We start from the raw sequence: 23,349 nt of genomic DNA, 5'->3' as shown, positions 1-23,349 counted from the left end.
CGCTGCAAGGCTTGGCCTTGGAGTGGACAGCGTGCACCGGGCCTTGAACGGGACCACAACCTCAGCCATCCGTCCGGACGGGTGACAGAACGTCACCTAGGGGGATGGTTGATGTTCGGAGGAACGTGCAAAGCTACGTTGGTTGGGGCGGTCGTCGCGATGTGCGTACTGGGTCCCCGAATGGCGATTTCAAAAGACGACCTAGACCGCTCCGACAAGGAGGCGGTCATCTTGTTCAAGCAAATCATCTCAGATGAACGGGCTTACTACAAGGAATGCGTGATCTCAGATGAGTGGCTTGCACATCCCATTTATGCATATTCTGTAAGGAATTACATAAAATATCCGATCCGCGGCGACGTTTCTCCTCCGCACCGTACCACAATGCCGAAGGATATCATCGGCAGAGGTGCGGGCGCAGAAGGTTTGATATGCAGCGAGAAGGAGCAGATGGAGCGCAAGGACGCTGCTCTCGGTGCTTCGACCTACTCAGGGAATAGCACCTTCAGAGACAAGCAAATAGTCGCATCAACCAACACATCACGAAGAGAATTCAGCTATCCAATATTTGATATTGACTATCGGACTGCCTTCGTGGTTCGCGATAATTCCAGACGGATATGGATCAAGACCGAAAACAACAAATACCCCAGCTTCGGAGACGGGGAAACTGCGGTCTTCATATACAGAAAGAAACATGGACGGTGGAAGCTCATCGGCCACGATGAATATGCATCTTATCACTGAGTATATCGTGATTGTTTTACGGCGAAACATTACAACAACGGCCGCCGAGGTCGACTCTGCGGGTTGCGGCTCGGCTTGGCTTCTGATCCGCTCGTCGGATCAGGAGGCATCGCCGCGGGCGGGATCCCTCTCATACCCTCGCGCCTTCGCATCGACACGTCGATGCGAAGGCGTCCGGCGCATCAGCGCCGGCGCCCGTTCGGGCTTGCCTTGCGCCTCCGAACGGGTCCGTTCGAAGGCGCGGCGGTATCACCCATGCCGAACTGACGAGCTTCGCCACCTTCAGGGTGATGCTGCGTTCAGTGGCCGCCTTCGCCGCGCGCTCGCCCCCGTAGCCCTGATCGACATAGGCAAGGTTGCTGAGCGGCGGCCTCGGGCAGCATCTTCAGACAGGACGCGACCTGCGCCCGTTGCTCATAACTGGCGTCGGAGGGATGGGAGCGTCAGGACTGCATCCCTCCGCAGCCCGTGCACCCGCAGGGCCGTAGCAGCCGCCGGGGATCGACGGAAATTCGCGAACGGCACCGAAGGTCGATGTCTCTCAACCTTCGGTGCCGCCGATCTCAGAACGCTCCGTCGTAGGTCTTGAGCAGCTTGTTGTCGTGATTGTAGAGATTGATCTTGCCGCCCTCGGCGTATTCCCGCCGGGTGGAGCTGGTATACGTCTCGCTCTTCGAGCCTTCCTTCGCCCAGCCCTCGTAGACCCAGTTCCCCTTGGAACCCTGGCGCCAGGCACCGCCCTGCTCGACCTGCCCGCCCGTGATCGTCTCGAGATCCGCGTCGGACAGATTACGATCCTCGACCTGCGCCGTGACAGTCGCGTTCTCAGTCATCAAAGCCTCCCGGGGCTAGTAGCGCCGTCAGCGCCTGACAACAGGAGTAGCGATCATCCATTACCCTATTGTTGCACCGACGACATCATTCAGGCCACCTGCTGCGCAGCTCCTGCGAGAGTTAATTTTGCTTTGACAACATCAGTAGCTTTGTCTGCAATTCAGTCCTGGCCTGCACGGTGCCTTGCCGTGATGCTCGCTCCTCGGACCGGCCGCAGCCGGCAGGTCGGGTGAGCCCGCTCGCTCGGTAAGGCGGAGCTGAAGCCCGATCGCCGTCCCGGCTCCGCTGCGCGGCCCGGGATAACGGCGTGGACGATCGCGGCCGGCACGCCGTCTTGCGTCCCTGCGAGGGAGGCAGGTTCCCGGATACGGGGAGCGACGCCCATGGTGGGCCGCGGCGTCGCCGTGCGGGCGGGCGATGCGCGTCCGGTGCCGTCGTCCGGCACCCGCGTCACGCGAGCTGGCGCAGGGCCAGGGCGGCGAACAGGCCGCCGCGCTCCAGCAGCTCCCGGTAGCTTCCCTGCTCGACGACGCGGCCGGCGTCGAGCACGTAGATCCGGTCCGCCTTCTGCACGGTCGAGAGCCGGTGGGCGACGACGAGGCGGGTGGCGTCGAGCTGCTCCAGCCCCTCGGAGACGATCTGCTGGGTGCGGTTGTCGAGCGCGCTCGTGGCCTCGTCGAACAGTAGGATGCGAGGGCGCCGCACCACCGCCCGCGCGATCAGGAGGCGCTGGCGCTGGCCGCCCGAGAGGAGGCCGCCATCCTCCCCCACGTAGGTGTGCATGCGCATCGGCATCGCCCGGATATCGTCGTCGAACCCGGCGAGGCGCGCGGCCTCCCAGGCATCGGCCTCGGTGAGGGCCGCGCCGTTCAGGATGCACTCCATCAGGGTGCCGCCCGTCGTGCGGCTCGACTGGAGCACGACGCCCATCTGCCGGCGCACCGCCCGCAGATCGAGGCCGGTCAGGTCCTGGTCGTCGAAGAACACCGAGCCGCGCTGCGGCTGCTCGAACCCCAGGAGGAGCCGCATCAGGGTCGACTTGCCCGAGCCGGACGTGCCGACGATGCCGATGAACTCTCCGGGCCGCGCGAGGATCGAGACACCGTCGAGGACCGGCGGTCCGTCGGCGTGATAGCGGAACGCGACGTCGGCGAGCTCGATGGCGCCGCGCAGGTCGTGGGCCGCCCCGCGCCGGCCGAGATTCTCCGGGGTGGCCGCCAGGACCGGCCCGGCGCGCTCGGAGAGCGGATGCAGGGAGAGGAGGGCCGGCAGGGCCGTGCCGAGGGAGAGCGTCGCGGCCATGAACTGCCCGTAGGCGGCGTTGAAGGCGACGAAGCCGCCGACCCCGATCTCGAGGCCCCCCAGGCCCACGATGCCGATCATCAGGGCGGCGGCGGCGATGCCGTAGGCGGCGCCGAAGGCCGAGAACCTGGCCAGCAGTCCGTTCTCGCGCAGTTCCAGCTCGCGGCGCTCGACGAACAGCGGCGCCCACCGGGCGAAGCCGCGCGCCTCCGCACCCGCGACCTTGAGCTTGGCGATGCCCTGGATCAGCTGGAGCGACACGGCCTGGAGCCGCCCCTCCATGTCCAGGATGCGTCGCTTCCAGCCGAGCAGGCGCAGGTTCACCGCCGTCATCACGGCGAGCTGGACGAGCGCGAGCGCCACCGCCACCAGGGCGAGCCGCCAGTCGTAGGTCAGGATCAGGGCGAGGCTGGAGACCGAGAACGCCGCGGACAGCACGGTGCCGATCACCGTACCGCCGACCGCGTCGCGCATCTGGTTGATGGAAGCGGCCCGAAGGGCCAGGTCGCCCGCGGCGTGATCACGGAAGAAGCCGGCGGGAAGGCGAAGCAGCCGGTCCCACACCGCCCCCTCGAGGTCGGTGTTGAGCAGCGTGGTGAGCCGCAGGAACAGGAAGCCGCGCACGAGCTCGAACACGATCCCGCCGAGGCCGAGCGCCGCGATGCCGGCGACGAGCTGGACGAGCTCCGGGCGGGAGGCCGCCGGAATCACCGTCTCGAACAGGATGTTGGTGGCCACCGGCACCGCGAGGCCGAGCAGGCTGCCGGCCAGCCCGATCCCCAGCACCGCGAGGAGCGCCGGCAGGGCGAGCGGCCCGGCGAAGCGGAGCAGGCCGCGACCGTCGATGGGACGATCGGGCAGCCGGCGCTGCAGCACGTAGCCGTGCTCGGCCAACCCGGCGGCCTCGCGGGATCCGACGCCGCGAAGGCGTCCGGCCTCCCGCATGCGGTAGCCGCCGCGCCAGCCCGTGCCGGCGATCAGCGCCACCGGAGTGCCGTCGGTGCGAAAGCCGAGGACCGGTTGGCCGCCCCGGCGCCACCACCCCGGCTTCAGCCGGATCCGGCGTGGGTGCAGCCCGGCCCAGGCCGCGAGATCGGCGACCTGCCGCTCGACGGGGCGCGCCCCGCTCGTCGCCGCATCGTCCGCGACGTCCGGCGGCGGGCCGCCGGGCAGGGTCGCGGCGCCGGCCTCGGCCACAGCGCGGAAGGCCGTGGCGAGGGACGCCTCCCCCGGGGCGCCCGCGCCGTGGGAGGCGACCAGCGGCGCGACGGTGGCGGCCAGGACCGAACGGTCGCGCGCCGCCTTGCCGCCGACCAGTGCGGCCTCGAGCGCGTCGCACGCCGCCTCCGCCGCGATCAGGACTTGAGCGAGCCGCTCCTGATGCCCGAGCACGGCGCCCGCGAGCTCCCCGGCGGCGGCGAGCGTCGCGCTCGACCGGCCGAGGATCCGCGCACCGTCGTCGGTCGCGACGCCGCCGGCCGAGGCCGTGACCGCGACCGGCGGATCGCCCGGGCGACACGGACCGGCGCCCGGAAGGCCGACCCGGACGGTTCCGGCCTCCACGGCGATCCAGAGCAGCCCGTGCCCGGACCGCGCGGCGAGGCCCGGATCGAGCCGGCCGGCGCCCTCGGCGAGAAGGGCCGGACGGCCCGGGACCGGCTCGGCGAGGGCATCGAGCGTGCGCCCGATCCACGCCTCCACGGCGGCGATCGCCTCGGGGACGACCGCGTCGAGCCGCTCCAGAAAAGCGTCCGGCCTGAAGGTCGAGAGCTGCGCGCCGGGCGCCGGGAGGGCCAGGAGGCGCACCGCCCGGTCGTCGTGGGGAAGAGGAAGCGCGATCTCGCCCGCGCGCAGGGTGGCGAGGCGGCGGCGGCGACCGGCCCGCCCGGGACGCTCGACGTAGAGCTCGGCCCTGCCGGCCTCGACCCGCAGGCCTTGGCCGACGACCATGACGGCCTCGTCGGCGGCCCTGCCGGCGCCCGTGGCGCCGGCGGTCCGCTCGGGGAACTCAAGCAGCACGGATCAGCTCCGCGTAGGGGCCGGCCTGCCCGTAGAGCGCGTCGTGCGTGCCGCGCTCGACGATCCGGCCGCGGTCGAGCACCAGGATCTCGTCGCAGTCGCGGATCGCGCTGAGCCGGTGGGTGACCAGGATGAGGGTGCAGCCGCGCCGGCGCAGGTTGTCCAGGATCTGCGCCTCGGTCACCGCGTCGAGGGCGCTCGTCGCCTCGTCGAGCACGAGGATGCTGGGCTTGAGCGCCAGGGCCCTGGCGATCTCCAGGCGCTGCGCCTGCCCGCCCGACCAGTTGGCGCCGCCCTCGCTCACGGCCGCGTCGTACCCGCCGGGACGCGCCGCGATGACCTCGTGGAGCCCGGCGTCCCGCGCCGCCGCGACGATCGCGCGCTCGTCGATCCGCGGGTCCCAGAGGGAGAGGTTGTCGCGCACGCTCCCCTCCATCAGCACGACGGTCTGGTCGACGTAGGCGATGGAGGCACAGCGCACGCCCTGCGGGATTCCCGCGGCGGGCAGGCCGTCGAAGCGGATGCTGCCCTCCCACGGCTCGGCGAGCCCGACGATCAGGCGTGCGATCGTGGACTTGCCGCTGCCGGACGGACCGACGAGCGCGATGCGGGCGCCCGGAGCGACCGCGACCGAGAAGCCCTCGACGAGGGCCGGGTCGAGCGGGTTGTAGCCGAAGGCGAGGTTCTCGATCGCCACCGTTCCCGACAGGCGCCGGGGCGGCACGGCCGCGCCGTCCCCGGCGGCGTCCGGGCCGGAATCGGGCGCGGCGCGGCGGTCGAGCGGGTATCGCAGCACGTCGTCGACGCGCTCCATCGCGACGCGCAACTCGCGCATCCCGGAGGCGATGCCGACGAGGCCGTTCACCTGAACGAGGAAGCTCGCCAGCACGGACTGGAACGCCGCCAGGGTGCCGACCGTGATCAGCCCGTCCATGGCGCGCAGGCCGCCGACGCCGAGGATCGCCGCCACGGTCAGGGCTCCGAGCGCCGCCGGGATCACGCCGAGCATCTGGAGCGGCACCTGCATCCGGTGCAGCGCGTTCATGGTGCGCGCCTGGGCATTGGCCCAGCGGTCGAGGAAGTCGTCCTCGGACGCGGTCGCCTTGAGCGTCTCGATGGATTGGATGCCGGTGATCGAGAGGCTGCCGAGCCGAGCCTGCTCGCGCATCACCGCGCGCGCCGCGTCCTCCTGGCGCCGGGCCACCAGACGGACGAACACGACGTTGATCAGGGCGAGCCCGAGCCCGATCGTGGCCAGGACCGGGTCGTAGAGGGCCATGAGGCACCCGTAGAACACGGTCGCGAGCCCGGTCACCAGCAGGGCGGAGACCTGGCTGCCGATCAGGTCGCAGGCCCGCTCGGTCGTCGCCAGCCGGCTCGCGACGTCGCCGGCGTGGCGCTGGGCGAAGAAGCTCGGCTGGAGCCGCAGCAGGTGCCAGGTCAGGCGCAGGCCGAGCGAGACCCCCAGCTTCCACTGGAGCCGCGCCAGGACGTGGCCCTGCAGCCAGCCGAGCAGGCCGCTCAGCACGGCCGCGAAGGCGAGGCCGAGGAGCAGCGGCCGGATCCAGTCGGTCAGGTGATCGAGCAGGATGTCGTCGACGAAGATCTTGGTCGCGGCCGGCACGAAGACGCCCGGCGCCAGCGCCGCCGCGCCGGCGAGCACGAGGAAGGCCACGGCGCCGCGGGAGGTGGCGAGCCCCTCGCGCACCGACCGCCAGGCGTTCGGGCGCAGGCCCGACCGCACGAAGTCCGGACCCGGCGCCATCGTCAGCATCACGCCGGTGAAGGCGCGGTCGAACTCCTCGTGCGTGACCGTACGGGGTCCGGTCGCCGGGTCGTTGAGGTGGACGACGCGGCGGTCCACGCCCTCCAGCACCACGAAGTGGTTGAACTCCCAGAACAGGATCGCGGGCAGCGGCTTGCCGGCGAGCTTGGACGGCTCGGTGCGCCAGCCCTCGGCCGTCAGCCCGTAGGTGCGGGCCGCCCGCACGATGTTGCGGGCCTTGCTGCCGTCCCGCGACACGCCGCAGGCGACGCGCAGCTCCTCCAGGGGAATCCATCGCCCGTGATGGGCGAGCACCATCGCGAGGCACGCAGCACCGCACTCGGCGGCCTCCATCTGGAGGATCGTCGGCACCCGGGCGCGGGCCGTTCGGGGGAAGCGCCGCTCGGGCGTCGTGCTCATCCGCCCGCTCACACGCCGGCGAGCCGGCGCAGGGCCGGGACGAACAGGCGGATCGGCGGCCCGGATTTCACCGTGACCTGACCCTCGACCAGGGTGGTCGAGGCGAGAACGACCTCGTCGCCGCGCCGGGACGTCCAGGCGTAGCTGTCGGGGCCGCCCGCGCCGGGATTGAGCCGCACGACGAGCTGGAGCGGCGGGCCGCCGCGCGTGAACAGGCGGGCGAGGTCGGGGTTGCCGAGGCGCTGGGCGATGGCGCTCTCGTTCTCGGGGCTCTCGTCGACCTGGATGACGGTGCCGACGAGCGTCCCGTACTCCTCCTTCCGGGCGACGGAGGGCGACAGGCGCACCTCCATGCCGAGCTTGACCGCCTTGCCGCTGTCGGCCGGCACGTAGAGCAGCGCGTCGAGGCGCGGACCGCCCTGCTCGATCACCATCAGCTTCTGCCCGGCCGCGACGAGGGCTTGGTCGCCGGCCTCGTTGGTCGTGACGACGCCGTCGGCGCGCGCCACGATGGTGGTCGCGAGGCGCTCGCTCAGATGCGCCTGGGCGCGCTGTCCCTCGGCGTCGCGGATCTGGCGGTCCATCGCCGCGAGGTCCTGGTCGGACCGGTGCCGGAGGGAGAGGAGCGCGGCCTCGAGCGAGAGCAGGTCGGTGCGGGCCCGCGAGATGGATTCGCGCGCCGCGAACAGCCGCTCGCGGGCCTCGATCACCCGGTCGGCCTGCGTCAGACCCTTCGCGAGCAGCTGCTCGCGGTGCTCCAGCAGCACGAGCAGCTCGCGCACCCGCGCCTCGCCGAGCCCGATCGTCTCCTGCAGCGCCTCGCGCTTGCGCCGCGCCGCCGCAGTCTCCTTGCCGATCTGGTCCTCGAGCCGCTCGGCGAGGGCGGCGCGCTGGGCCGCGAGCTGGTTCACCCGCCCGTCGACGTCGGCGAGCCGGGCCGCGTCCTCCGGGGCGCTGAGCCGGGCGAGGAGATCGCCCTTCCTCACGGTATCGCCGCGCTGGCGGTAGCTCTCGATCCAGCCGGACTTGGGGGCGTGGACGCTGACGAAGGCCCCGCCGGCCGGGACCAGCAGGCCCTGGCCGCTGACGGTCGTGCGGTAGCTGCCGAAGACCGACCATCCGAGGCAGCCGCCGATGACGACCAGGGCGACGCTCAGGGCCGCCCAGCCGAGCGGCGAGGTCACCTCCACCATCTCGTCGAGCCGATCGGGGGCCGCCACGCCGGCAAGTGCTTCCTGACGGTAGATGGTTGTTGACATCGACTGTCCGGCGCAAGCACAAACTGATAGAATATGGCCGTAACAGTCTTTTGCTAACAAAGCGTTAGCTGGATATCAGTCCGGAATGGCTATATTCCTGATCGACATCGACTCTCGCTTACCGGGCGATTGCCTTCATTCGACATCCCGCGTCTGCGAAAAAGCCGGCTGGATGCCCGGATGCCGGCAGACCCGGTGCGGGATCGACGGTGTCGACGCTGCCGGCCGGGTGCCCGGATGATCGCGGGCGGCACAGGCCTCCCTTCGCAGGCCGCCCGCCGATCCCCGTCGCAGGCGAACTCGTTCGCTGCGTCACGCCTTCCTCTCGGTGATCGGACGTCGCGGGCAGGTCCGGGCGGCTCGAGGCCCGGCGATTCACCGATCCAGAGGGATTGCCTGGCTAGTGTCCCCGGCACGATCACGTCCCAGGTGCTCCCATGATCCTCGGTTTCTGGCTCGACCTGCCGGTCTGGTTGGTGTTCGCCCTGCTGGCGGCCTACGTCTTCGGGGTCTGCGGGGTGATCAGCCTCGTGACGAACCTGTCCTGGACCCGGCCCTGGATCGGCAAGCTGAGCATCGGGATCGCGCCGACCTACATCGGCGTGCTCGCGGTGCTGCTCGCGCTCCTGACCGGGTTCGTCGCCAACGATGCCTGGGAGCGCCAGCGCGCGGCCTCACGCGTGGTCCAGGCCGAGCGCGCCCACGCCCTGGCCGCCTACGATCTCAGCCACGCCGCGGCTCCGGACATGAGCGACCTGCGCAAGGCCCTCGTCGGCTACCTGGACGCGGTGATCGACGCCGAGTGGCCGGCCATGGCCGACACCGGCCGCGGCGCCCCGCAGGCCGGCGCGGCGCTGGCGCGCCTCCTCGAGACGGCCGCCGATCCCCGGACCGGGACGGAGGCTGGCCAGGCCGTGCAAACGTCGCTGCTGACTGCCGTGCTGGGGTTACGCTCGGCACGGGGCGAGCGCCTCGCCCTCGTCGCCTCGGAGCAGGACGAGACGAAGTGGCTGACGCTGATGGTGCTGGCCGGGCTGACGATGATCTCGATCGGCCTCGTGCACTGGGAGCGGCCGCTCGCGCAGGCGACCACCCTGATCCTCTTCGCCGCCGCGATGGTCACGACGCTCGGCGTCATCGCCCTGCACGAGAGGCCGTTCGACGGGCCGCTGGCGTTGAAGCCCGAGCCCCTGAGGCTGGCGCGCAGCGTGGTGGTCGCGGGCACCCGGTGAGCGGCGGCCCGCACGGGCTGCCGCTCGTCGTCCCGTGACCACCAGCCTTCAGAACCGTACCTGCATCCGGGCGGTGCCGGTCTGCGACAGGTAGCGGTCGCCGACATGGGCCTGGTACTCGCCGGTCAGCTCGATGCCGTTGCCGAGCCCGATCTGGAAGCCCAACCCGGCCTCGCCGAGCTGGTCCGGGATCCGGGAGGACGTGGCGAAGGCCCCGAGCCCGCCGGAGCCCCGGAAGCTCGCGATCCCGGTGAAGTGGTCATCCGACAGCAGCGTCACCCCGAGGGTGCCGTAGGGGCGGATCCAGCGGCCGGCATCGAGGTCGATCCGGCCGCCGATCTCGACGTTCGGGCTGAACGCCACCAGGGTCTTGGCGAGGCTGCCGACGTCGAGGTTGAAGGCCGGTGCGCCGGTCTCCGAGTAGGCCGGGCTGTGCGCGTAGAGCACGTCGAGGTCGGCGTAGGGTTTGACGTACCAGTCGCCGAACAGGAACTGGTAGCTCGCCCGCAGCCGGCCGCCGGCGGTCAGGACCTCGGACTTGCTGCGAGCCAGCCAGGTGTCGCCGCCGATGCCGATCGCCCGCACGTTGGTCTGCCACGAGTAGCCGAGATTGGCCGAGGCCGCGAGGAGCCAGGGGCCGACCTGATGCTTGAGCGCCAGCGAGAGGTCGCCGGCATCGCTGACGTTGCCGGTGATGCGGTCCGATCCGCTCTGGCCAGCGCGGGTATAGGCCCCCGAGAGGCCGAAGAACCAGTCCGGGCTGAACTCGGTCTGGAGGCCGCCCTGGTAGCTCAGGGCGGTCTGGCGGTAGCCGCTCTCCTCGGCCGACGAGAACAGGCTGGTGCGGGTGCCGGTGATCCGGCCCCACACGCACTCGCCCTCGCGCAGGAGCGTGCCGGTGCCGACGAAGGCCGGGCAGCTCATCGCCCGCTTCAGCCCGGCGCGCGTGTCGAGGGTGCGGTCGGTCAGCACGTACTGGTTGGCTTCCGGGGTGATCTCGTCGAGCGCGTCGGCGTAGCTGGCCGTGGTGCCGACCTTGAGGAACTGGGCGAACCGCCCCTGGGCGCCGGCCGCGCTGACCGTCCAGTCGTTCTGGAGCGCCTGGGCGACCGCCCGCTGGTCACTGGTCAGGACCATATCGCTGGGCGCGGTGAAGTTGGCCTGCGGGCTCAGGGCGAGCGTGGTGCCGGCCTGCACGATCGCCCAGCTGATCGGGATCGACCCGGGCTGGATCACCGTGCCGGAGGCCGTCGCGCTGGTGTCGCCGAGGCTCTTGGCCGTCAGGAAGGTGTACTGGCCCGGCAGAAGCCCGCCGATCACGTTCGGCTGGACCACGCCGCCGAGCGTGGCCGCGCCGCTGACGACGAGCAAGTCGCTGCGCAGGGCGCCGTCCCGCGCGGTCGGCGCGACGTCGACCAGCAGGCGACCGCCCGCGAGCTGGCGGAACTCGCCGGTGATCGTGGTGCGGGCGAGCGTGCCGACGCCGCCGATGTCGAGGACGGCATGGTTGAGCACCTGGCCCGTCGCCCCGACAGCGATGATGCCGTCCGGCCGCGTGCGCAGGAGGGCGCCGTGCCAGTCGCTCGCACCGTTCTCGACCCGGTCGACGCCTGAGGCGCCGGCGCCCTTGAGGTCGATGTCGCCCAGGATGGTGCCCCGGTTGACGACGCGATCGTCGGCGAACGAGCCGACGATCGCCCGGTCCGAGGCCGCCCGGACCACCGCCCGCTCGTCGATGGTGATCGTGTTGCCGCCGCCGCCGTCGATCCGGATCGCCGCCCCGGCGCCGCTGCCGCCGGCGACCAGCCCCTTGGCCGTGACGGAGATCGCGCCTCCCGCCCGGCCGGGATCCAGGGTGCCGTCGGTCTGCTGGACGCCGCTCTGGGCGAAGATCGCGTAGGCGTCCCGGCCCAGCGCCTCGATCGTGCCGGCGCTCGTGATGGTGATGTCGCCGCCCTTGCCCTTCGACAGGGCTCGGCCCTTCGGCGGCTCCGCCGCGGCCGAGGTGAGGCCGGAGAGCTGGACGATGAGCCCGCCGCCGCCGCCGAGGCTCTGCGCGTAGAGGCCGTGCGCCTGCTCGCCGCTGGTCCGGATCGCGGCGCCGCTCTCCACGGTGGCGGTGATCGCGCCGCCGCTGCCGCTCGAACCCTCCCGCAGCAGGAACGGGATCGCGTAGCCCATCGCCTGGTGGGCGCCGGCATAGCCGCCGCCGCCGCCGATCGATTGCAGCATCACGGCCGTCGCCGCGTCGCCGGACGTCGTCACCGAGGCGCCGCTCCCCAGCGTCGCGGTGATCCGGCCGCCGTCGCTGGCCGTGCCGCCCGCACCCCCGCCGCCGAACGTGTACTTGGAGCCGCCCGGGCCGGCCGCGGCCTCCGCGGTCCCGCCGCCGCCGCCGATGCTCTGCGCGAAGAGGCCGAAGGCGCCGAAGCCGGTCGTGGTGACCGCGCCGCCCTGCGTCACCGTCACGGTGCCGCCCTGGCCACCGCCGCCGCCGGAGCCGCCCAGGGTGACGGCGTAGGAGTTCTTGGGAACGGATCCGGACGGCTCGGGCTCGGCGATCCGCTCGATCCCGAGCGCCGACATCAGCGCCGTCACCAGGGCCGCGGCCTCGCTGTCGGACTTCTCCGCGGCGGCCTTGTTGGTCTCGCTCGCCGGGACCGGCTTCGCCACCGGGGCCACGAAGGCGCCGCCGCCGCCGCCGACGCTCTGGGCGACGATGGCGTGCGCCGCGACCCCGGCGGTCACGACCCGGCCGGTATTCGTGATCGTGACGTCGCCGCCCTTGCCGCCCTCGCCTCCGTTGCCGCCGACCGTGAGGTTGAAGCTGCGCGTCTCGTCCTTGCCGTCGCCGCCCGGCTTAGCCCCGCCGGCCAGCGTCGCCGCGACGCCGCGGCCACCGCCGCCGCCGACACTCTGGGCCGAGAGGCCGTAGGACATGTCGTCCGCCGTCACGACGGTGCCGCTGTTGACGATCGCGACCGTGCCGCCGTCGTTGCCCGAGCCGCCCTTGCCGCCGAGCGTGCCGGAGACGTTGGTCTTGTTCGCCGCGACCGCGAAGGCGAGACCGCCCTGGCCGCCGCCGCCGCCGACGCTCTGGGCGTCGATGCCGTAGGCGAGCAGCCCCTGCGTCGCGATCGATCCGGCATTGGTGACGCTGACGCCGCCGCCGACGCTGCCCTGGCCGCCGTCGCCGCCGACGCTCAGCGTGGCCGAGAGGTCGGGCAGCTTCACGCTGCTGTTCTTCTGCTCCTTCAGGTAGTCCGACGCGCTCTTGCTGTAGGATTGCAGCGCCTTGCCGAAATCGGAATTCTTGATCGTGCTGGCGAGGCCCTTGTAGGTGTCGGTGTCCTTGATGTCCTTGAGGAACTGATCAAGGGCCTCCTTGTCGTCCTTGTTCTTCTTGTCGGCCGCCCACGTCTCGTAAGCCTTGATGCCGATCGCCTGCTTGATCTGGGCCCAGATCGTCCCGACCGCGTCCGGCATCGCCTCCTTGCGGGCCGACACGCTGCCGCCGCTGCCGCCGCCACCGCCGATGCTGCGGGCGACGATACCGTGCGCGCCGTCGCCGGAGGTCTCGATCCGGCTGCCCGCCACGGTCTCGACCGTGACGTTGCCGCCGCGGTTGCCGACGCCGCCGGCGCCGCCGAGCGTGAGCTTGAGGTCGAGCTTGCCCGTGGCGGCGCCCTGGACCTCGCCGCCGGTGCCGCCGCCGCCGCCGACGCTCTGCGCCACGATGCCGGCCGCGCTGGAGCCGGAGGTGCGGATCGTGCCGTGGTTCGTCACCGCGACGTCGCCCCCGACGCCGCCGCGCCCGCCCCGGCCGCCGACCGTCAGGCTCAGCGCCGCGTTGTCGGCGAGAGGCAGCTTCTTGAGCAGGGAATCGACGGTCTTGTCGAAGGCGAAGCCCGCCCCGCCGAGCGTCGTGGCGTCGCCGCCGGTGCCGCCGCCACCGCCGACGCTCTGCGCCAGGATGCCGGTGGCGAGGGCGCCCCCGGTCTCGACCAGGCCGTGATTGACCACTTTGACGCTGCCGCCGTTGCCGCCGCCCTGATCCGCGACGTCGATCGGGTTCTCGAGCTTAATGGCGCCGTTCTCGTCGAGCTGGATGCGGCCGTTCCCGTCCAGCAGCGGCTTGAGCTGCGGGCCGCCCCCGATCGCGGCCGTGAGGGTGATGTTCTGGCGCAGGCTGAGCGCGTTGCCGACCGCCGTCGCGCCGCCGCCATCGCCACCGCCGCCGCCGGTGCTCTGTGCCTGGATCCCGAAGGCCGAATCGCCCGAGGTCCGCACGGTGCCCCGGTTGACGATCTCGGCCTTCGCCCCGTCGCCGCCCTTGCCGCCGGTGCCGCCGAGCGCCGAGACCGCGGCGACCGCCGCCTGGCCGGGCGGCGCGACGGCGAGGGCGTAGCCCGCCGCGTCGCCGCCGATGCCGCCGCCGCCGCCGACGCTGAGCGCCCGCAGGCCGACGGCCCTGGCGCCGAAGGTCGTGACGGTGCCGTCGTTGGTCACGCTCGCCTCGGCCCCGTTCCCGCCCTCGCCGCCGGTCCCGCCGATCGCGGTGGTGATCGCGATGCTCGGCAGGGACTGGCCGTTCGGAAGGACCAGGGGGATCGCGATGGACTTGGCGTCGTCGAGGCCGCCGACACCGCCGCCGCCGCCGATGCTGAGGGCGCTGAGGCCCGCCGCCGCGAGGCCGGCGGTGGTCACGACCATGCCGTTCTCGATGCGCGCCTCGCCGCCGTTGCCGCCGCTGCCGCCGCTGCCGCCGACCGATCGGGCATAGGAGATCCCGAGACCGCCGGCGACGCCCCTGGCTTCGCCGCCGACGCCGCCGCCGCCGCCGACGCTCTGGGCCAGGACCGCGGTCGCGCCGGCCCCGAACGTCTCGATCCGGCCCGCCAACCCTGAGACATAGGCCTTGCCGCCGTCGCCCCCGCCGCCGCCGCCGCCGCCGAGGGCGACCGCCGCGAAGGCGCCCGCGATCGAGGTGGCGCCGCCGGCGCCGCCGCTGCCGCCGACGCTCTGGGCGAGGATGCCGAAGGCGTCGGCTCCCTCGGTCAGGACCACGCCGCCGTCGTTGACGACGCTGGCCAGCTTGCCGGAGGCGCCCCTTCCGCCCGTGCCGCCATTGCCGAAGAAGAGCCCGAACGACCCCCCGCTCTCGCCGCCGCCGCTCGCGCCGCCCGCGACGTCCAGGGCCGCGAGGGGCAGGGCCGAGAGCGCGTTGCCGCCGCCGATGCTCTGGGCGACGAGCCCCGTCGCGCCCTTGCCGCGGGTGGTCACGAGGCCCCGGTTGGTGAGCGTGACGTCGCCGCCCGGGGCCGCCGCGCCGCCGCTGCCCCCGGTGCCGAAGGCCTTGCCGCCGCCCTTGCCGCCCGGGCCGCCGACCGATTGCGCCACGATTCCGAGGGCGTAGGCGCCCGTCGTGCTCACGCTGCCGTCGTTGACGACCTCGACCTGGCCGCCGTCGCCGCCCCGGGCGCCCGGATAGCCTCCCCCCGTGGTATCCTGGATGCCGCCATTGCCGCCGAGGCTCTGGACCAGCACCCCGAGGGCGTAATTGCCGGAGGTGGCGATCCGGCCGGCATTGTCGAGGCTGGCCTTGCCCGCGGCTCCGCCAGGCGTCGCGTAGTGGCCGCTATAGGCATCGTTCCCCTTGCGCGATCCCGCGCCGCCGAGGGACTCGACGAGCACGGCGGTCGCCCGCTCGCCGGCGGTCTCCACCCCCGCACTCCGCGTCAGCTGCAGCCGGGCCTCGCCGCCCAGGCCGCCGCGCCGCAGCAGGGCCGCGTCACTGTCGCTGCTCCCGCCGTGACCGGCATTGCCGCCGGCGGAGGTGACGCGAAGGCCCTGGAACGCGGTGCCCTGCGTGATGATCGAGGACGACAGGGTCATGGTGACGGTGCCGGCATCGCCGCCGCCGCCAGGCGTCATCTGCCCGTCGCCGCCGGCGCCGCCGCGGGAATAGACCCAGAACCGGGGAAGCTGTGCCGTCTGGTTTCCGGCCCCGACGAGCGCCTCGGTCAGCGTCACGAAGACCGGGCCGCCGCGGCCGCCGACGCTCCCGGCCCTCCAGTTCGCCCCGCGCTCGTACCCGTCGCCGCCCGCACCGCCGATGGACCCGGCCGCGATGGAGGCGGCAGGATTCTTCGCCGCCGCCCCGGTGTCGACGTCGGGGAGGCTGAGGCCGCCGCCGTCCTTGCCCGGCGTGCTGTCGTGGCCGAGCGTCCCGAAGAAGTTGATGAGCCAGTCATCGGCCCGCTCCCCGTTGTCGCCGCGCACCACCACCGGGGTTGGCCGCTCGGCCGCAGCGGCGCCCGACGGCATCGCGCCCATCGTCAGCGCCATGCTGCTGACCCCCGTCAGGAGCGCGATGGCCCTCCCCGGCCGCGTCCTGCCAGGGCGGAGCGCAGCGAGCGGGGCGTGAGCGGACGGCATCGGGAGAACTCCTCGTCGGGCGGGACGCCACCCGGGTGGGCCGACCATGCGCGAGCGGACGCGAACGAACGCAGGCACGGGCCTGTCCGGCAACCGGACACGGGCGCGAAACTCGACGGTCAGGCTTCCGACAATATGGTTAACAAGTATTTAAACCTTCGATATCACGACGACTCACTGAAGCGTCCGTGTCACAGCATAAAATATATTTACAAGCCCCTGCGCGTGCCGCCTCGCCCAACTCGAAACAAAAACCCAATCAGAACGGCAAACTTGCGATCGCTGACCAAGTCGATATGCAGTCACGAGGAGCGATCCGCGCCCTTCCCGCCGCGGCGCACCGCCGGACGACGACCTTCGAAGGGCTGGTCTCGACGGATCGTCTTTGGAGGGCCGGGCACCGGCACTGCGTCGCCCGTGACGCGCCAGCAGCGCCGACGCCGCCGCCTCGGGCTCGACCGGGATGCCGCGCCGGCAGGCGCGGTGATTCCCGAGGCACGGCCTGTCACGGATGCAGGATGCCGACGAGGTGGAACACGTCGTCGATGGTGAGCGGCTTCCAGCCGAGCAGACGCCTGAGGAGCGCGTAGCCCGCGCAGAGCGCGACGGCGCAGCCGATGAGGGCCAGCATGAAGGCGGCGACCTGCCCGGTCACGAGCCCGACCACGGCCGCGACGATCGCGGTGGTGACGACGATGATGCGGCCCGGGTGCTGCGGGCCGGCTCCGACGGACTCTGGCATCGCTGTGATCTCTCCAAATCGCGATCGGCGGCCGCGGCGACCGGAGTCGCGCGGCGTCACGGTCCAGCCATCGGACCGAAGCGGAAACATGGCCTGTATTTAACCGCGACACTTGTCGCGATCCCACGCGGTCTTGCGGTGGCGGGCCGACGCCTCGTCCGTTCAGGTTACTGATCTGTCGCAATTTCTCGTCGCGGAACCGGCAGCCGATGCTGCGAAGCCTGCTTTAGGGGACGGGACGAGTTCCCCATCCGTCCCCGCTTCTCGAGACGGAGGTGGAAGCTCGGCTGATCTCCGCCTCGCGATCGGCGCACCCGCGCCCGATGCCGCGATCTCCCCCGCAGGACGGCCGGGAGCGCGACCCGAGCGGGAGCCTCCGGAAGCCCGTTAACAAAGTCATCACGCAAGTGGTGAAACGTGCGCGCCGCTGCACGCCGCTTCGAAGACATTGGGCCATGGCCGAACTGCTTCCCTCCCCGCCCGGCCATCCATGCTCCGGGGCGGCCGAAACCCGCCGCGGCCGTGAGGGCGACGACGTGCGGACCACGCCCCTGTGGATGCTCCTCGTGGGGCGCGCGGCGGTGCGCCGGCACGCGAACCTCTTCCTTGCCGCGGGTCTCGTCTGGGCGGCGCTGGGCATCCTCGTCGTGATCGACTCCCTCGACGGGGCGCTCCACGTTCCGGATCGCTGGTTCGGCGTCCTGCTCCTCGCCGAGGGCGTGGGCTCGCTCGTCGCCGGAATGACGGCCATGGGCGCCGCCCGCCGGCTGCGCCTCCTCAAGGGCGGCCTGCTGCTGGCGATGGCCGTCCTGATCGTGGCGTCCACGCGCCACAGCACCTTCCTGCTCGCCATGATCTTCGGCACCGCCTTCCTGGTCGACGGCGCGGTCCGGATCGTCATCGCGTGCCTGCTCAAGTTCTCCGGATGGCGGATCTCCGTCGCCCTCGGCGCCCTGGGCGTCGCGTTCGGCCTCTTCCACCTGCAGCCCTGGCCGACCTGGTACGCTGGCACGGTGGGATATTGCCTCGGGATGTTCCTGATCCTCAGCGGGGCACGGTTCGCGCTGGCCGGCCGGCGCACGAGGCGCATGGCCGCGGAACCCGCCGCAGCGTCCTCCGCGTCGGCATCCGACAGCCTGACGGTCTACGTCTGGACCCCGACCGGCAATGCCACGACGCCGGCCCGGCAGCGGCTGATCCGGCGATACATCGCCGCCGTCAACGCGCGCGGCGTGATCTCCACCGGGCACGCCGCCCTCGCGCAGGGCGACGACCTCTACATCAGCCACTATCCGGCGGTGGAGATCGACCGCTCGCCCGCCAATCTGCGCTCCAGCCTGCGGGCCGGCCCCGAGAACGACGTGCCGGGCCGCTTCCTGCCCTCCTACGCGTCCGAGGCTGCCGATTGGTGCGAGGCGACCGTCACGGTCACGCTCACGGGCATCTCCGCGCCGAATCTCCGCGCGTTCTGGGAGAGCTACCGCCGCGACTCCACCTACAACTTCATCGGCCGCAACTGCTCCACCACGGTGGCTCGCGCCTTGGACGCCGCCGTGGAGGGCGCCTTCGCACGCACGGGGCACCCCTGGCGGCGCCTCGCCAAGGCCTCGACGACGCCCGAATTCTGGGCCGCCGCCCTGTTGCGCAACAGGGCCGCGGCGATGACGTGGACGCCGGGTCTGATCCTGGACTACAGCCGCGCCCTCAGCGCGCTCCTCGATCCCGTCTCGCCGGTGCCGAGCATCGCGTGGCGGGAGGTCGGGCGCGGTCTCGTCCGCAACCTGCGCAGCGGGCCGATGGCCGAATGGTACCGCATCGCGAGACGCCGGCCGGTCCCGCGCACCGGACCGACGGAGGCGTGAGGGCGGCGGCCGGCCCGGCGACCGGGGGGCCGCTCCGGTCGAGGGGATCAACCGCGGAGGGCGGCCGCTTCGCTCACGGCCGTCCGGGCTCGCCGCCCGCCCGGGTCCGCCCGGCATCGAGATCGGTGGCGATCGCCTGCATCACCGCGAGGGTCTCCCGCTCGTCCTGCTCGGCGCCGTGATCGCTGAGCTTCACGATGACCGTGCCCGTGCTGCGGTTGACGTAGACGTACTGCCCGTAGACACCGATCGCCGAGATGTCGTCGTCGTCCCCGCCCGGGGCGTGCCACCATTGCGCGGAGTACTGCCAGCCGTCGACCGTGCGCCGGGCCGGCGTCGCGATCCGCTCGATCCAGCGCGCTGGGACGATGCGGGTGCCGCCCGCGCGCCCCTGGTCGGCCACGAGGAGCCCGAGGCGGGCGAAGTCCCGCGCGGTCGCGTTGATGCAGCAGAACGCCTTCTCGACGCCGCCGGTCCGGTCGAGGTTCCAGGTCGCCTCGGCCTGGGCGCCCATCGGCTTCCAGATCCGCTCGGAGAGCAGGTCCGCCAGGGGCTTGCCCTCGACCCGCGCCAGGATCAGGCCGAGCACCTCCGTGTCGATGCTGCGGTAGCGGCCCTCGCTGCCCGGCTTGAAGGCGAGCTGCGCGTGGTCCCTCACGAAGGCCGTGATGTCCCGGGTCAGGTACATCCCGGCCGTGCCCGTCAGGGGGTGACGGGGATCGTAGTTCTCCGGCACGGCGAGCCCGCTCGTCATGTCGAGGAGGTTGCGCACGGTGATCTTCCCGAACACCGCGGCGGAGCGCAGCTCGGGCAGGAGGTCCGAGACGCGGTCGGTCTCGGAGAGCTTGCCCCGCGCCACGGCCGATCCGACCAGCAACGAGACGACGGATTTCGCCACCGACCATGACGGGAACAGCGTCGCCGGTCCGGTCCCCCGACGGTGCCACTCGTGGACCACGACGTTGTCCTGCACCACGAGGAAGGCGTTGGTGTGCGTCGCCTCCAGCATCGTGGCGAGGGGGACCGCCCGCCCCTTCCAGTCGACGCGATCGAGGATCGGGCGCGGCCTGAACGGCAGGGCGCTGGCCTGCGCGGGCGCCTGCACGACGCGACTCGGGAACCACGTGCCGACCGCCGAGGGCTCCACGACCGCGAGGACCGCGAGGGTCACGGGATCGGGGACGTCGATCACCGCGGTCACGGCCCAGGCGCAGCCCGCGGCCAGGGCCGCGCCGATCGCCGTGCCCGCGAGCCATCGGCGGGCGGGCTTCATGCGGAGGGACGGCTCGGGAAGCGTGGGCGACAGAGACATGTCGAAGTGATGTCGCTCCGGACCCTGAAGATTCCCTTGATGCGGTCAGGGCTGCCCGCACGCCGGAGCGCGGAATCCTTGCGGATGCGGGCGCGGTCGTGAGCCGGACGTCCGGGCCGGTCCGCGGCGTGGAAAAGATTCATCTGTTTCGCGGAGAACCCTGACTCGATGGCTCCTCAGGCGCGCGACCGTCATTTCTCCAAGGAAGTGCTGGACATGAACCCTTTCCTGACTCTCGGTCTCGCGATCGGCGCCGAGGTGACGGCGACCCTCGCCCTCAAGGCTGCGGACGGTCTCACGCGTCCCGTTCCGACCATCATCGTGGTTCTCGGGTACGGCACCGCCCTGTGGCTGATGTCGACGAGCATGGACATGCTGCCGATCGGGGTCGTCTACGCGATCTGGGCCGGCATCGGCATGGTGGGCGCCGCGCTCGGCGGCGTCTGGCTGTACGGCGAGCCGCTCAACACGACGCTGCTGGTCGGCATCGCGGTCGTCGCCGCGGGCGTCACGATCCTGGCCGTCGGACAGGGCCAGCATTGAGGGACCGATCCCGACCATTCGGCGACAGCCCCACGCCGCGGGCGCTACGCATTCCGGCCGTTCGGACACTGCCGAACCCGACGGCCCGCCGCATCGTCGAAGCTCATGAATCGCGACTACGAGCCGGACAAAAAGCATCCTTCCGACGGACTCCGTAAAGCGTGCCGGCAGGAAATGCCTGCAATTCACCATGCAGTAAGATGTCGCCGCCATGCCAGGACGGAGCAGGGCCCTTGCTTGGATCGAAGCGGCCTGGATCAGATCTCATGATGGTTCTTCCTTTCATCGGCCTCGCGGCAGCCGTCGCCACCATTCTGGCGGGACGGCGCGGCCTGGCCGTCGGCCTGTGGCTGGCCTCGCTCATCGGCACGCTGGCGCTGTTTGCCGCCCACGCCACCGACACGCTCCAGCTCAGCTTCTGACCGGATCGCGCACGATGACGCCCGCGCAAGCTCGAACTCTCAATGCCCTCGGGCTGCTCGGCTGCTGCGCCGTGCTCCTCGTGGCCTTCTGGTACCAGTTCCGCCTCGGCGAGGTGCCCTGCCCGCTCTGCCTCCTGCAGCGCGCCGCCTTCGCGGCGGCGGGGGTCGGGTTCGCGCTCGGCCTGCGGTTCGGCCCCAAGCCGTCGCATCACGCCATCACGATCCTGAGCGCCGTCGCGGGAGCCTTCATTTCCGCCCGACAGGTCGCGCTGCACATCGTTCCGGGCACGGGCAGCTACGGCTCGACGCTGTTCGGGCTGCATTTCTACACGCTCGCCCTGATCGCGTTCATCGCGCTGGTCGTCGCAGCCGCGGTCCTGCTCCTGCTGGACGGGACGTTCGGAGCCGAGGAACGCACAGGCAACAAGGGCATCGGAGCCTTCCCTCGGGCCTGCCTGCTGCTGTTCCTCGGTGTCATCCTGGCCAACGCCGTCTCGACGGTCGCGGAATGCGGCGGAGGCCTCTGCCCGGACGATCCATCGGGGTACCAAGCCCTCGACAACTGGCTCCGCACCCGCTCGGATCCGAGCTGAACACGGGACACGCTCGCGATGCGGCGTCGGGCCAGGATCGGGTCGCGGCCCAAATCCGAACCCGGAAGCCCCGACGACCGCCGCCATGATGGCCTGGGAGCCTGACCGGGAGGAACCCGGAGCCGAAGGTGCCTCATTGCTGGGATTGCGCCTGCTCAATGGACACCACGATCGCTTTCGCGTGGGGTCTTGTTGGCATGCCGACAAACCGTGCCAGGCGACGTTCTGCCGTCGGATGGTCGCGCTGGTCCGCGCCGGACGCGTCCGCCCGACCTCGTTCGCGGATCCAAGCCCTCAGTGAGCATCGACTGGCAAATTTTTATTATCCTCGGATAAAAAGGCAAGTCGATCGTGCGAAAACAGCGATCAATAGCGCAATCTTAAATTTTTTCGCTGTAAATATCTTAATAGATCGAAGACGCACGTTTTGATATTCGTCATGTTTCGCAACTTCATAGAATATCTTAAGTTCTTTCGCTGGGAGAATTAATTCTATATCATGTGTCATATCTGAAATAAAGAATTAATATAACTCAGAATCAACTCGCATCACCTCATCCCAGGACCATACACATTCATTTTGAACACGAACCATCTCATGGGGACCGATTAGCGGGCCATGAGCAACCTTCAAACTATGTTTGCGCATGGCTCTGACGAACAAACATGCGACGCGCTGTCCGAGAGCAGGCCCGAAATCTGACCAGCCAGTCGCAGGCAAAGGGCCTGTGCGACCGACAAATCTTAATTGTCATTATCAATGAAATTTGTGCTCTTTATCTTCAAATCGTATCATATTTATTGAAATAAATTCCCTATCATTATTATTTAGCAAAATCATTACGCGCCGACGCGCCTACGACGCGACACGTGATCTACACGATTTTTGACATGCTGGACGGACGCTTTTGTGTCACGGTGACCACTTACCCGGACAAGACGTTGCTCAGCACAGTTCGCGCCTGAGGACCTTGTCGGCGTTGTTTTTCGGGAGATTTGCCACGAAGCGGTAGTCCTTCGGACGTTTGAACCGCGCGATCTGCGACAGGCACAAGGCGTCGAGCTCGGGAGCGGTGATCTCGCATTCGCTCCGCACCACGACGAAGGCAACCGCCCTCTCGCCCCATTCCGGATCGGGCGTGCCGACGACCGCGGCCTCGGCGACGGTGGGATGTCTCATACCGTCGCGCTTAAGCATTGATGCGTGCGATGTACGGGAAGTTGGCCAGGGAGCAGACGCGCTCTGGCTCTGCCGCGAGTGCGTTCCAGGCGGTGCAGCTGGCGTCGAGGATTGCCTCATAGTCGTGGAATACGCGCGCGGAGAGGAAGCGCTCGCGTAGGTACAGCCAGATCCGTTCGACCGGGTTGAGCTTGGGCTGTAGGCGGGCAGCCGCACCAGTGTGATCCTCCCTCGGTTTCGCGGACACCTCTGCTATGCTCGTTACGGGCGGGGAAGGTGTTTGATGGCAAAGACACGACGCGAATTCACCCCCGAGTTCAAACGCGAGGCGGTCGCCCTGCTCGAGAGCAGCGGCCGGTCGCAGATGCAGGTCGCCGCGGAACTCGGGATCCAGCCCTCCATGCTGCGCCAGTGGCGAACCGTGCTGATGGACGGCTCCCCGCCAAAGCGACCCGCAGGCTTGCCGGGCCTCGCTCCTACGAGCCCGGTTGCCTCGCCGTCCGATCAGGCAGCTGAGATCGCCCGCCTGCGCCGCGAACTCGACCGGACGCGCATGGAGCGCGACGTGCTAAAAAAAGCGATCGGCATCTTCGCGGAGATGCCCAAGTGACGTTCGCCTTCATCGAGCAGCATGCGACCACCTCGCCGGTGCGTCTCATGTGCCGCGTGCTCGGAGTGT

At 70.6% G+C, this 23,349-nt stretch carries 15 protein-coding genes and 1 pseudogene; 7 read left to right on the top strand and 9 right to left on the bottom strand.

Going from position 1 to position 23,349, the window contains the following annotated elements; all coding sequences use genetic code 11:
• Positions 1-111 precede the first annotated feature (111 nt).
• Positions 112-747: a glycosyltransferase family protein gene (locus tag VQ02_RS37150; RefSeq protein WP_157080648.1), complete on the top strand. Its 636-nt coding sequence runs from the start codon at positions 112-114 to the stop codon at positions 745-747.
• Positions 748-1,310: 563 nt separating this feature from the next.
• Here the strand turns inward: VQ02_RS37150 and VQ02_RS15665 are convergent.
• The 4 genes from VQ02_RS15665 to VQ02_RS15650 form a co-directional block, all read right to left on the bottom strand.
• Positions 1,311-1,580: a hypothetical protein gene (locus VQ02_RS15665; protein ID WP_048445131.1), complete on the bottom strand. Its 270-nt coding sequence runs from the start codon at positions 1,578-1,580 to the stop codon at positions 1,311-1,313.
• 451 nt (positions 1,581-2,031) lie between these two features.
• On the bottom strand, positions 2,032-4,902 hold the full coding sequence (locus VQ02_RS15660; RefSeq protein WP_053080394.1) for an NHLP bacteriocin export ABC transporter permease/ATPase subunit: 2,871 nt from the start codon (positions 4,900-4,902) through the stop codon (positions 2,032-2,034).
• Complete coding sequence (locus VQ02_RS15655) at positions 4,892-7,087, bottom strand: NHLP family bacteriocin export ABC transporter peptidase/permease/ATPase subunit (protein ID WP_048445130.1); 2,196 nt, start codon at positions 7,085-7,087, stop codon at positions 4,892-4,894. Before VQ02_RS15655 ends, VQ02_RS15660 begins: the two co-directional genes overlap by 11 nt.
• Before the next feature lie 8 nt (positions 7,088-7,095).
• A complete protein-coding gene (locus VQ02_RS15650; RefSeq protein WP_083469240.1) occupies positions 7,096-8,346 on the bottom strand; it encodes an NHLP bacteriocin system secretion protein in 1,251 nt (416 codons plus the stop codon).
• Between the two features lie 437 nt (positions 8,347-8,783).
• Here VQ02_RS15650 and VQ02_RS15645 point away from each other — a divergent pair, with 437 nt between their 5' ends.
• The gene (locus VQ02_RS15645; RefSeq protein WP_048445128.1) at positions 8,784-9,578 is read left to right on the top strand and encodes a bestrophin-like domain; all 795 of its coding nucleotides are present in this window, start codon (positions 8,784-8,786) and stop codon (positions 9,576-9,578) included.
• Between the two features lie 48 nt (positions 9,579-9,626).
• On the opposite strand, the gene VQ02_RS15640 is transcribed toward VQ02_RS15645, so the two are convergent.
• Together VQ02_RS15640 and VQ02_RS15635 are read right to left on the bottom strand one after the other, a co-directional pair.
• Positions 9,627-16,016, bottom strand: coding sequence for an autotransporter outer membrane beta-barrel domain-containing protein (locus VQ02_RS15640; RefSeq protein ID WP_157080647.1), 6,390 nt, complete (start codon positions 16,014-16,016; stop codon positions 9,627-9,629).
• Positions 16,017-16,521: 505 nt separating this feature from the next.
• The gene (locus VQ02_RS15635; RefSeq protein ID WP_048445127.1) at positions 16,522-16,758 is read right to left on the bottom strand and encodes a hypothetical protein; all 237 of its coding nucleotides are present in this window, start codon (positions 16,756-16,758) and stop codon (positions 16,522-16,524) included.
• Between the two features lie 536 nt (positions 16,759-17,294).
• Between VQ02_RS15635 and VQ02_RS15630 the strand changes: the two genes are divergently transcribed.
• Positions 17,295-18,620 (top strand): lipoprotein N-acyltransferase Lnb domain-containing protein, encoded by a 1,326-nt coding sequence (locus VQ02_RS15630; RefSeq protein ID WP_245239745.1) that lies wholly within the window; start codon positions 17,295-17,297, stop codon positions 18,618-18,620.
• Between the two features lie 73 nt (positions 18,621-18,693).
• Here the strand turns inward: VQ02_RS15630 and VQ02_RS15625 are convergent, their stop codons facing one another.
• The gene (locus VQ02_RS15625; RefSeq protein WP_425339903.1) at positions 18,694-19,893 is read right to left on the bottom strand and encodes a serine hydrolase domain-containing protein; all 1,200 of its coding nucleotides are present in this window, start codon (positions 19,891-19,893) and stop codon (positions 18,694-18,696) included.
• Positions 19,894-20,148: 255 nt separating this feature from the next.
• Between VQ02_RS15625 and VQ02_RS15620 the strand changes: the two genes are divergently transcribed.
• The 3 genes from VQ02_RS15620 to VQ02_RS15610 all read left to right on the top strand — a co-directional run bounded on the left by VQ02_RS15620 (position 20,149) and on the right by VQ02_RS15610 (position 21,490).
• Positions 20,149-20,475 (top strand): DMT family transporter, encoded by a 327-nt coding sequence (locus tag VQ02_RS15620; RefSeq protein ID WP_048445184.1) that lies wholly within the window; start codon positions 20,149-20,151, stop codon positions 20,473-20,475.
• 266 nt (positions 20,476-20,741) lie between these two features.
• Positions 20,742-20,897 carry a DUF5993 family protein gene (locus VQ02_RS37145; RefSeq protein ID WP_048445124.1) on the top strand — a complete coding sequence of 52 codons (156 nt, stop codon included), beginning with the start codon at positions 20,742-20,744 and terminating at the stop codon, positions 20,895-20,897.
• A 14-nt stretch (positions 20,898-20,911) separates the two neighbouring features.
• A complete protein-coding gene (locus VQ02_RS15610) occupies positions 20,912-21,490 on the top strand; it encodes a disulfide bond formation protein B (RefSeq protein ID WP_048445123.1) in 579 nt (192 codons plus the stop codon).
• A 946-nt stretch (positions 21,491-22,436) separates the two neighbouring features.
• Here VQ02_RS15610 and VQ02_RS15605 read toward each other — a convergent pair.
• Both VQ02_RS15605 and VQ02_RS38230 read right to left on the bottom strand, forming a co-directional pair.
• Positions 22,437-22,688 (bottom strand): AMP-binding enzyme, encoded by a 252-nt coding sequence (locus tag VQ02_RS15605; RefSeq protein WP_209437028.1) that lies wholly within the window; start codon positions 22,686-22,688, stop codon positions 22,437-22,439.
• Positions 22,681-22,917: a hypothetical protein gene (locus tag VQ02_RS38230; protein WP_053080392.1), complete on the bottom strand. Its 237-nt coding sequence runs from the start codon at positions 22,915-22,917 to the stop codon at positions 22,681-22,683. Before VQ02_RS38230 ends, VQ02_RS15605 begins: the two co-directional genes overlap by 8 nt.
• Before the next feature lie 36 nt (positions 22,918-22,953).
• On the opposite strand from VQ02_RS38230, the pseudogene VQ02_RS15595 reads away from it, so the two are divergent.
• Positions 22,954-23,349: pseudogene (locus VQ02_RS15595) on the top strand (transposase); the annotation flags it as partial.

The sequence above is a fragment of the Methylobacterium variabile genome (genome assembly GCF_001043975.1).
Lineage (GTDB): Bacteria > Pseudomonadota > Alphaproteobacteria > Rhizobiales > Beijerinckiaceae > Methylobacterium > Methylobacterium variabile.
Note: the sequence above shows the minus strand (reverse complement) of the source record. Positions and strands in the feature narration are given on the sequence as shown.

Coding starts and splice junctions, on each gene's coding strand:
- VQ02_RS15640 (WP_157080647.1), bottom strand. CDS start 16,016: ATGCCGTCCGCTCACGCCCCGCTCGCTGCGCTCCGCCCTGGCAGGACG.
- VQ02_RS15655 (WP_048445130.1), bottom strand. CDS start 7,087: ATGAGCACGACGCCCGAGCGGCGCTTCCCCCGAACGGCCCGCGCCCGG.
- VQ02_RS37145 (WP_048445124.1), top strand. CDS start 20,742: ATGATGGTTCTTCCTTTCATCGGCCTCGCGGCAGCCGTCGCCACCATT.
- VQ02_RS15625 (WP_425339903.1), bottom strand. CDS start 19,893: ATGAAGCCCGCCCGCCGATGGCTCGCGGGCACGGCGATCGGCGCGGCC.
- VQ02_RS15605 (WP_209437028.1), bottom strand. CDS start 22,688: ATGCTTAAGCGCGACGGTATGAGACATCCCACCGTCGCCGAGGCCGCG.
- VQ02_RS15645 (WP_048445128.1), top strand. CDS start 8,784: ATGATCCTCGGTTTCTGGCTCGACCTGCCGGTCTGGTTGGTGTTCGCC.
- VQ02_RS15635 (WP_048445127.1), bottom strand. CDS start 16,758: ATGCCAGAGTCCGTCGGAGCCGGCCCGCAGCACCCGGGCCGCATCATC.
- VQ02_RS15620 (WP_048445184.1), top strand. CDS start 20,149: ATGAACCCTTTCCTGACTCTCGGTCTCGCGATCGGCGCCGAGGTGACG.
- VQ02_RS15665 (WP_048445131.1), bottom strand. CDS start 1,580: ATGACTGAGAACGCGACTGTCACGGCGCAGGTCGAGGATCGTAATCTG.
- VQ02_RS15650 (WP_083469240.1), bottom strand. CDS start 8,346: ATGTCAACAACCATCTACCGTCAGGAAGCACTTGCCGGCGTGGCGGCC.
- VQ02_RS37150 (WP_157080648.1), top strand. CDS start 112: ATGTTCGGAGGAACGTGCAAAGCTACGTTGGTTGGGGCGGTCGTCGCG.
- VQ02_RS15610 (WP_048445123.1), top strand. CDS start 20,912: ATGACGCCCGCGCAAGCTCGAACTCTCAATGCCCTCGGGCTGCTCGGC.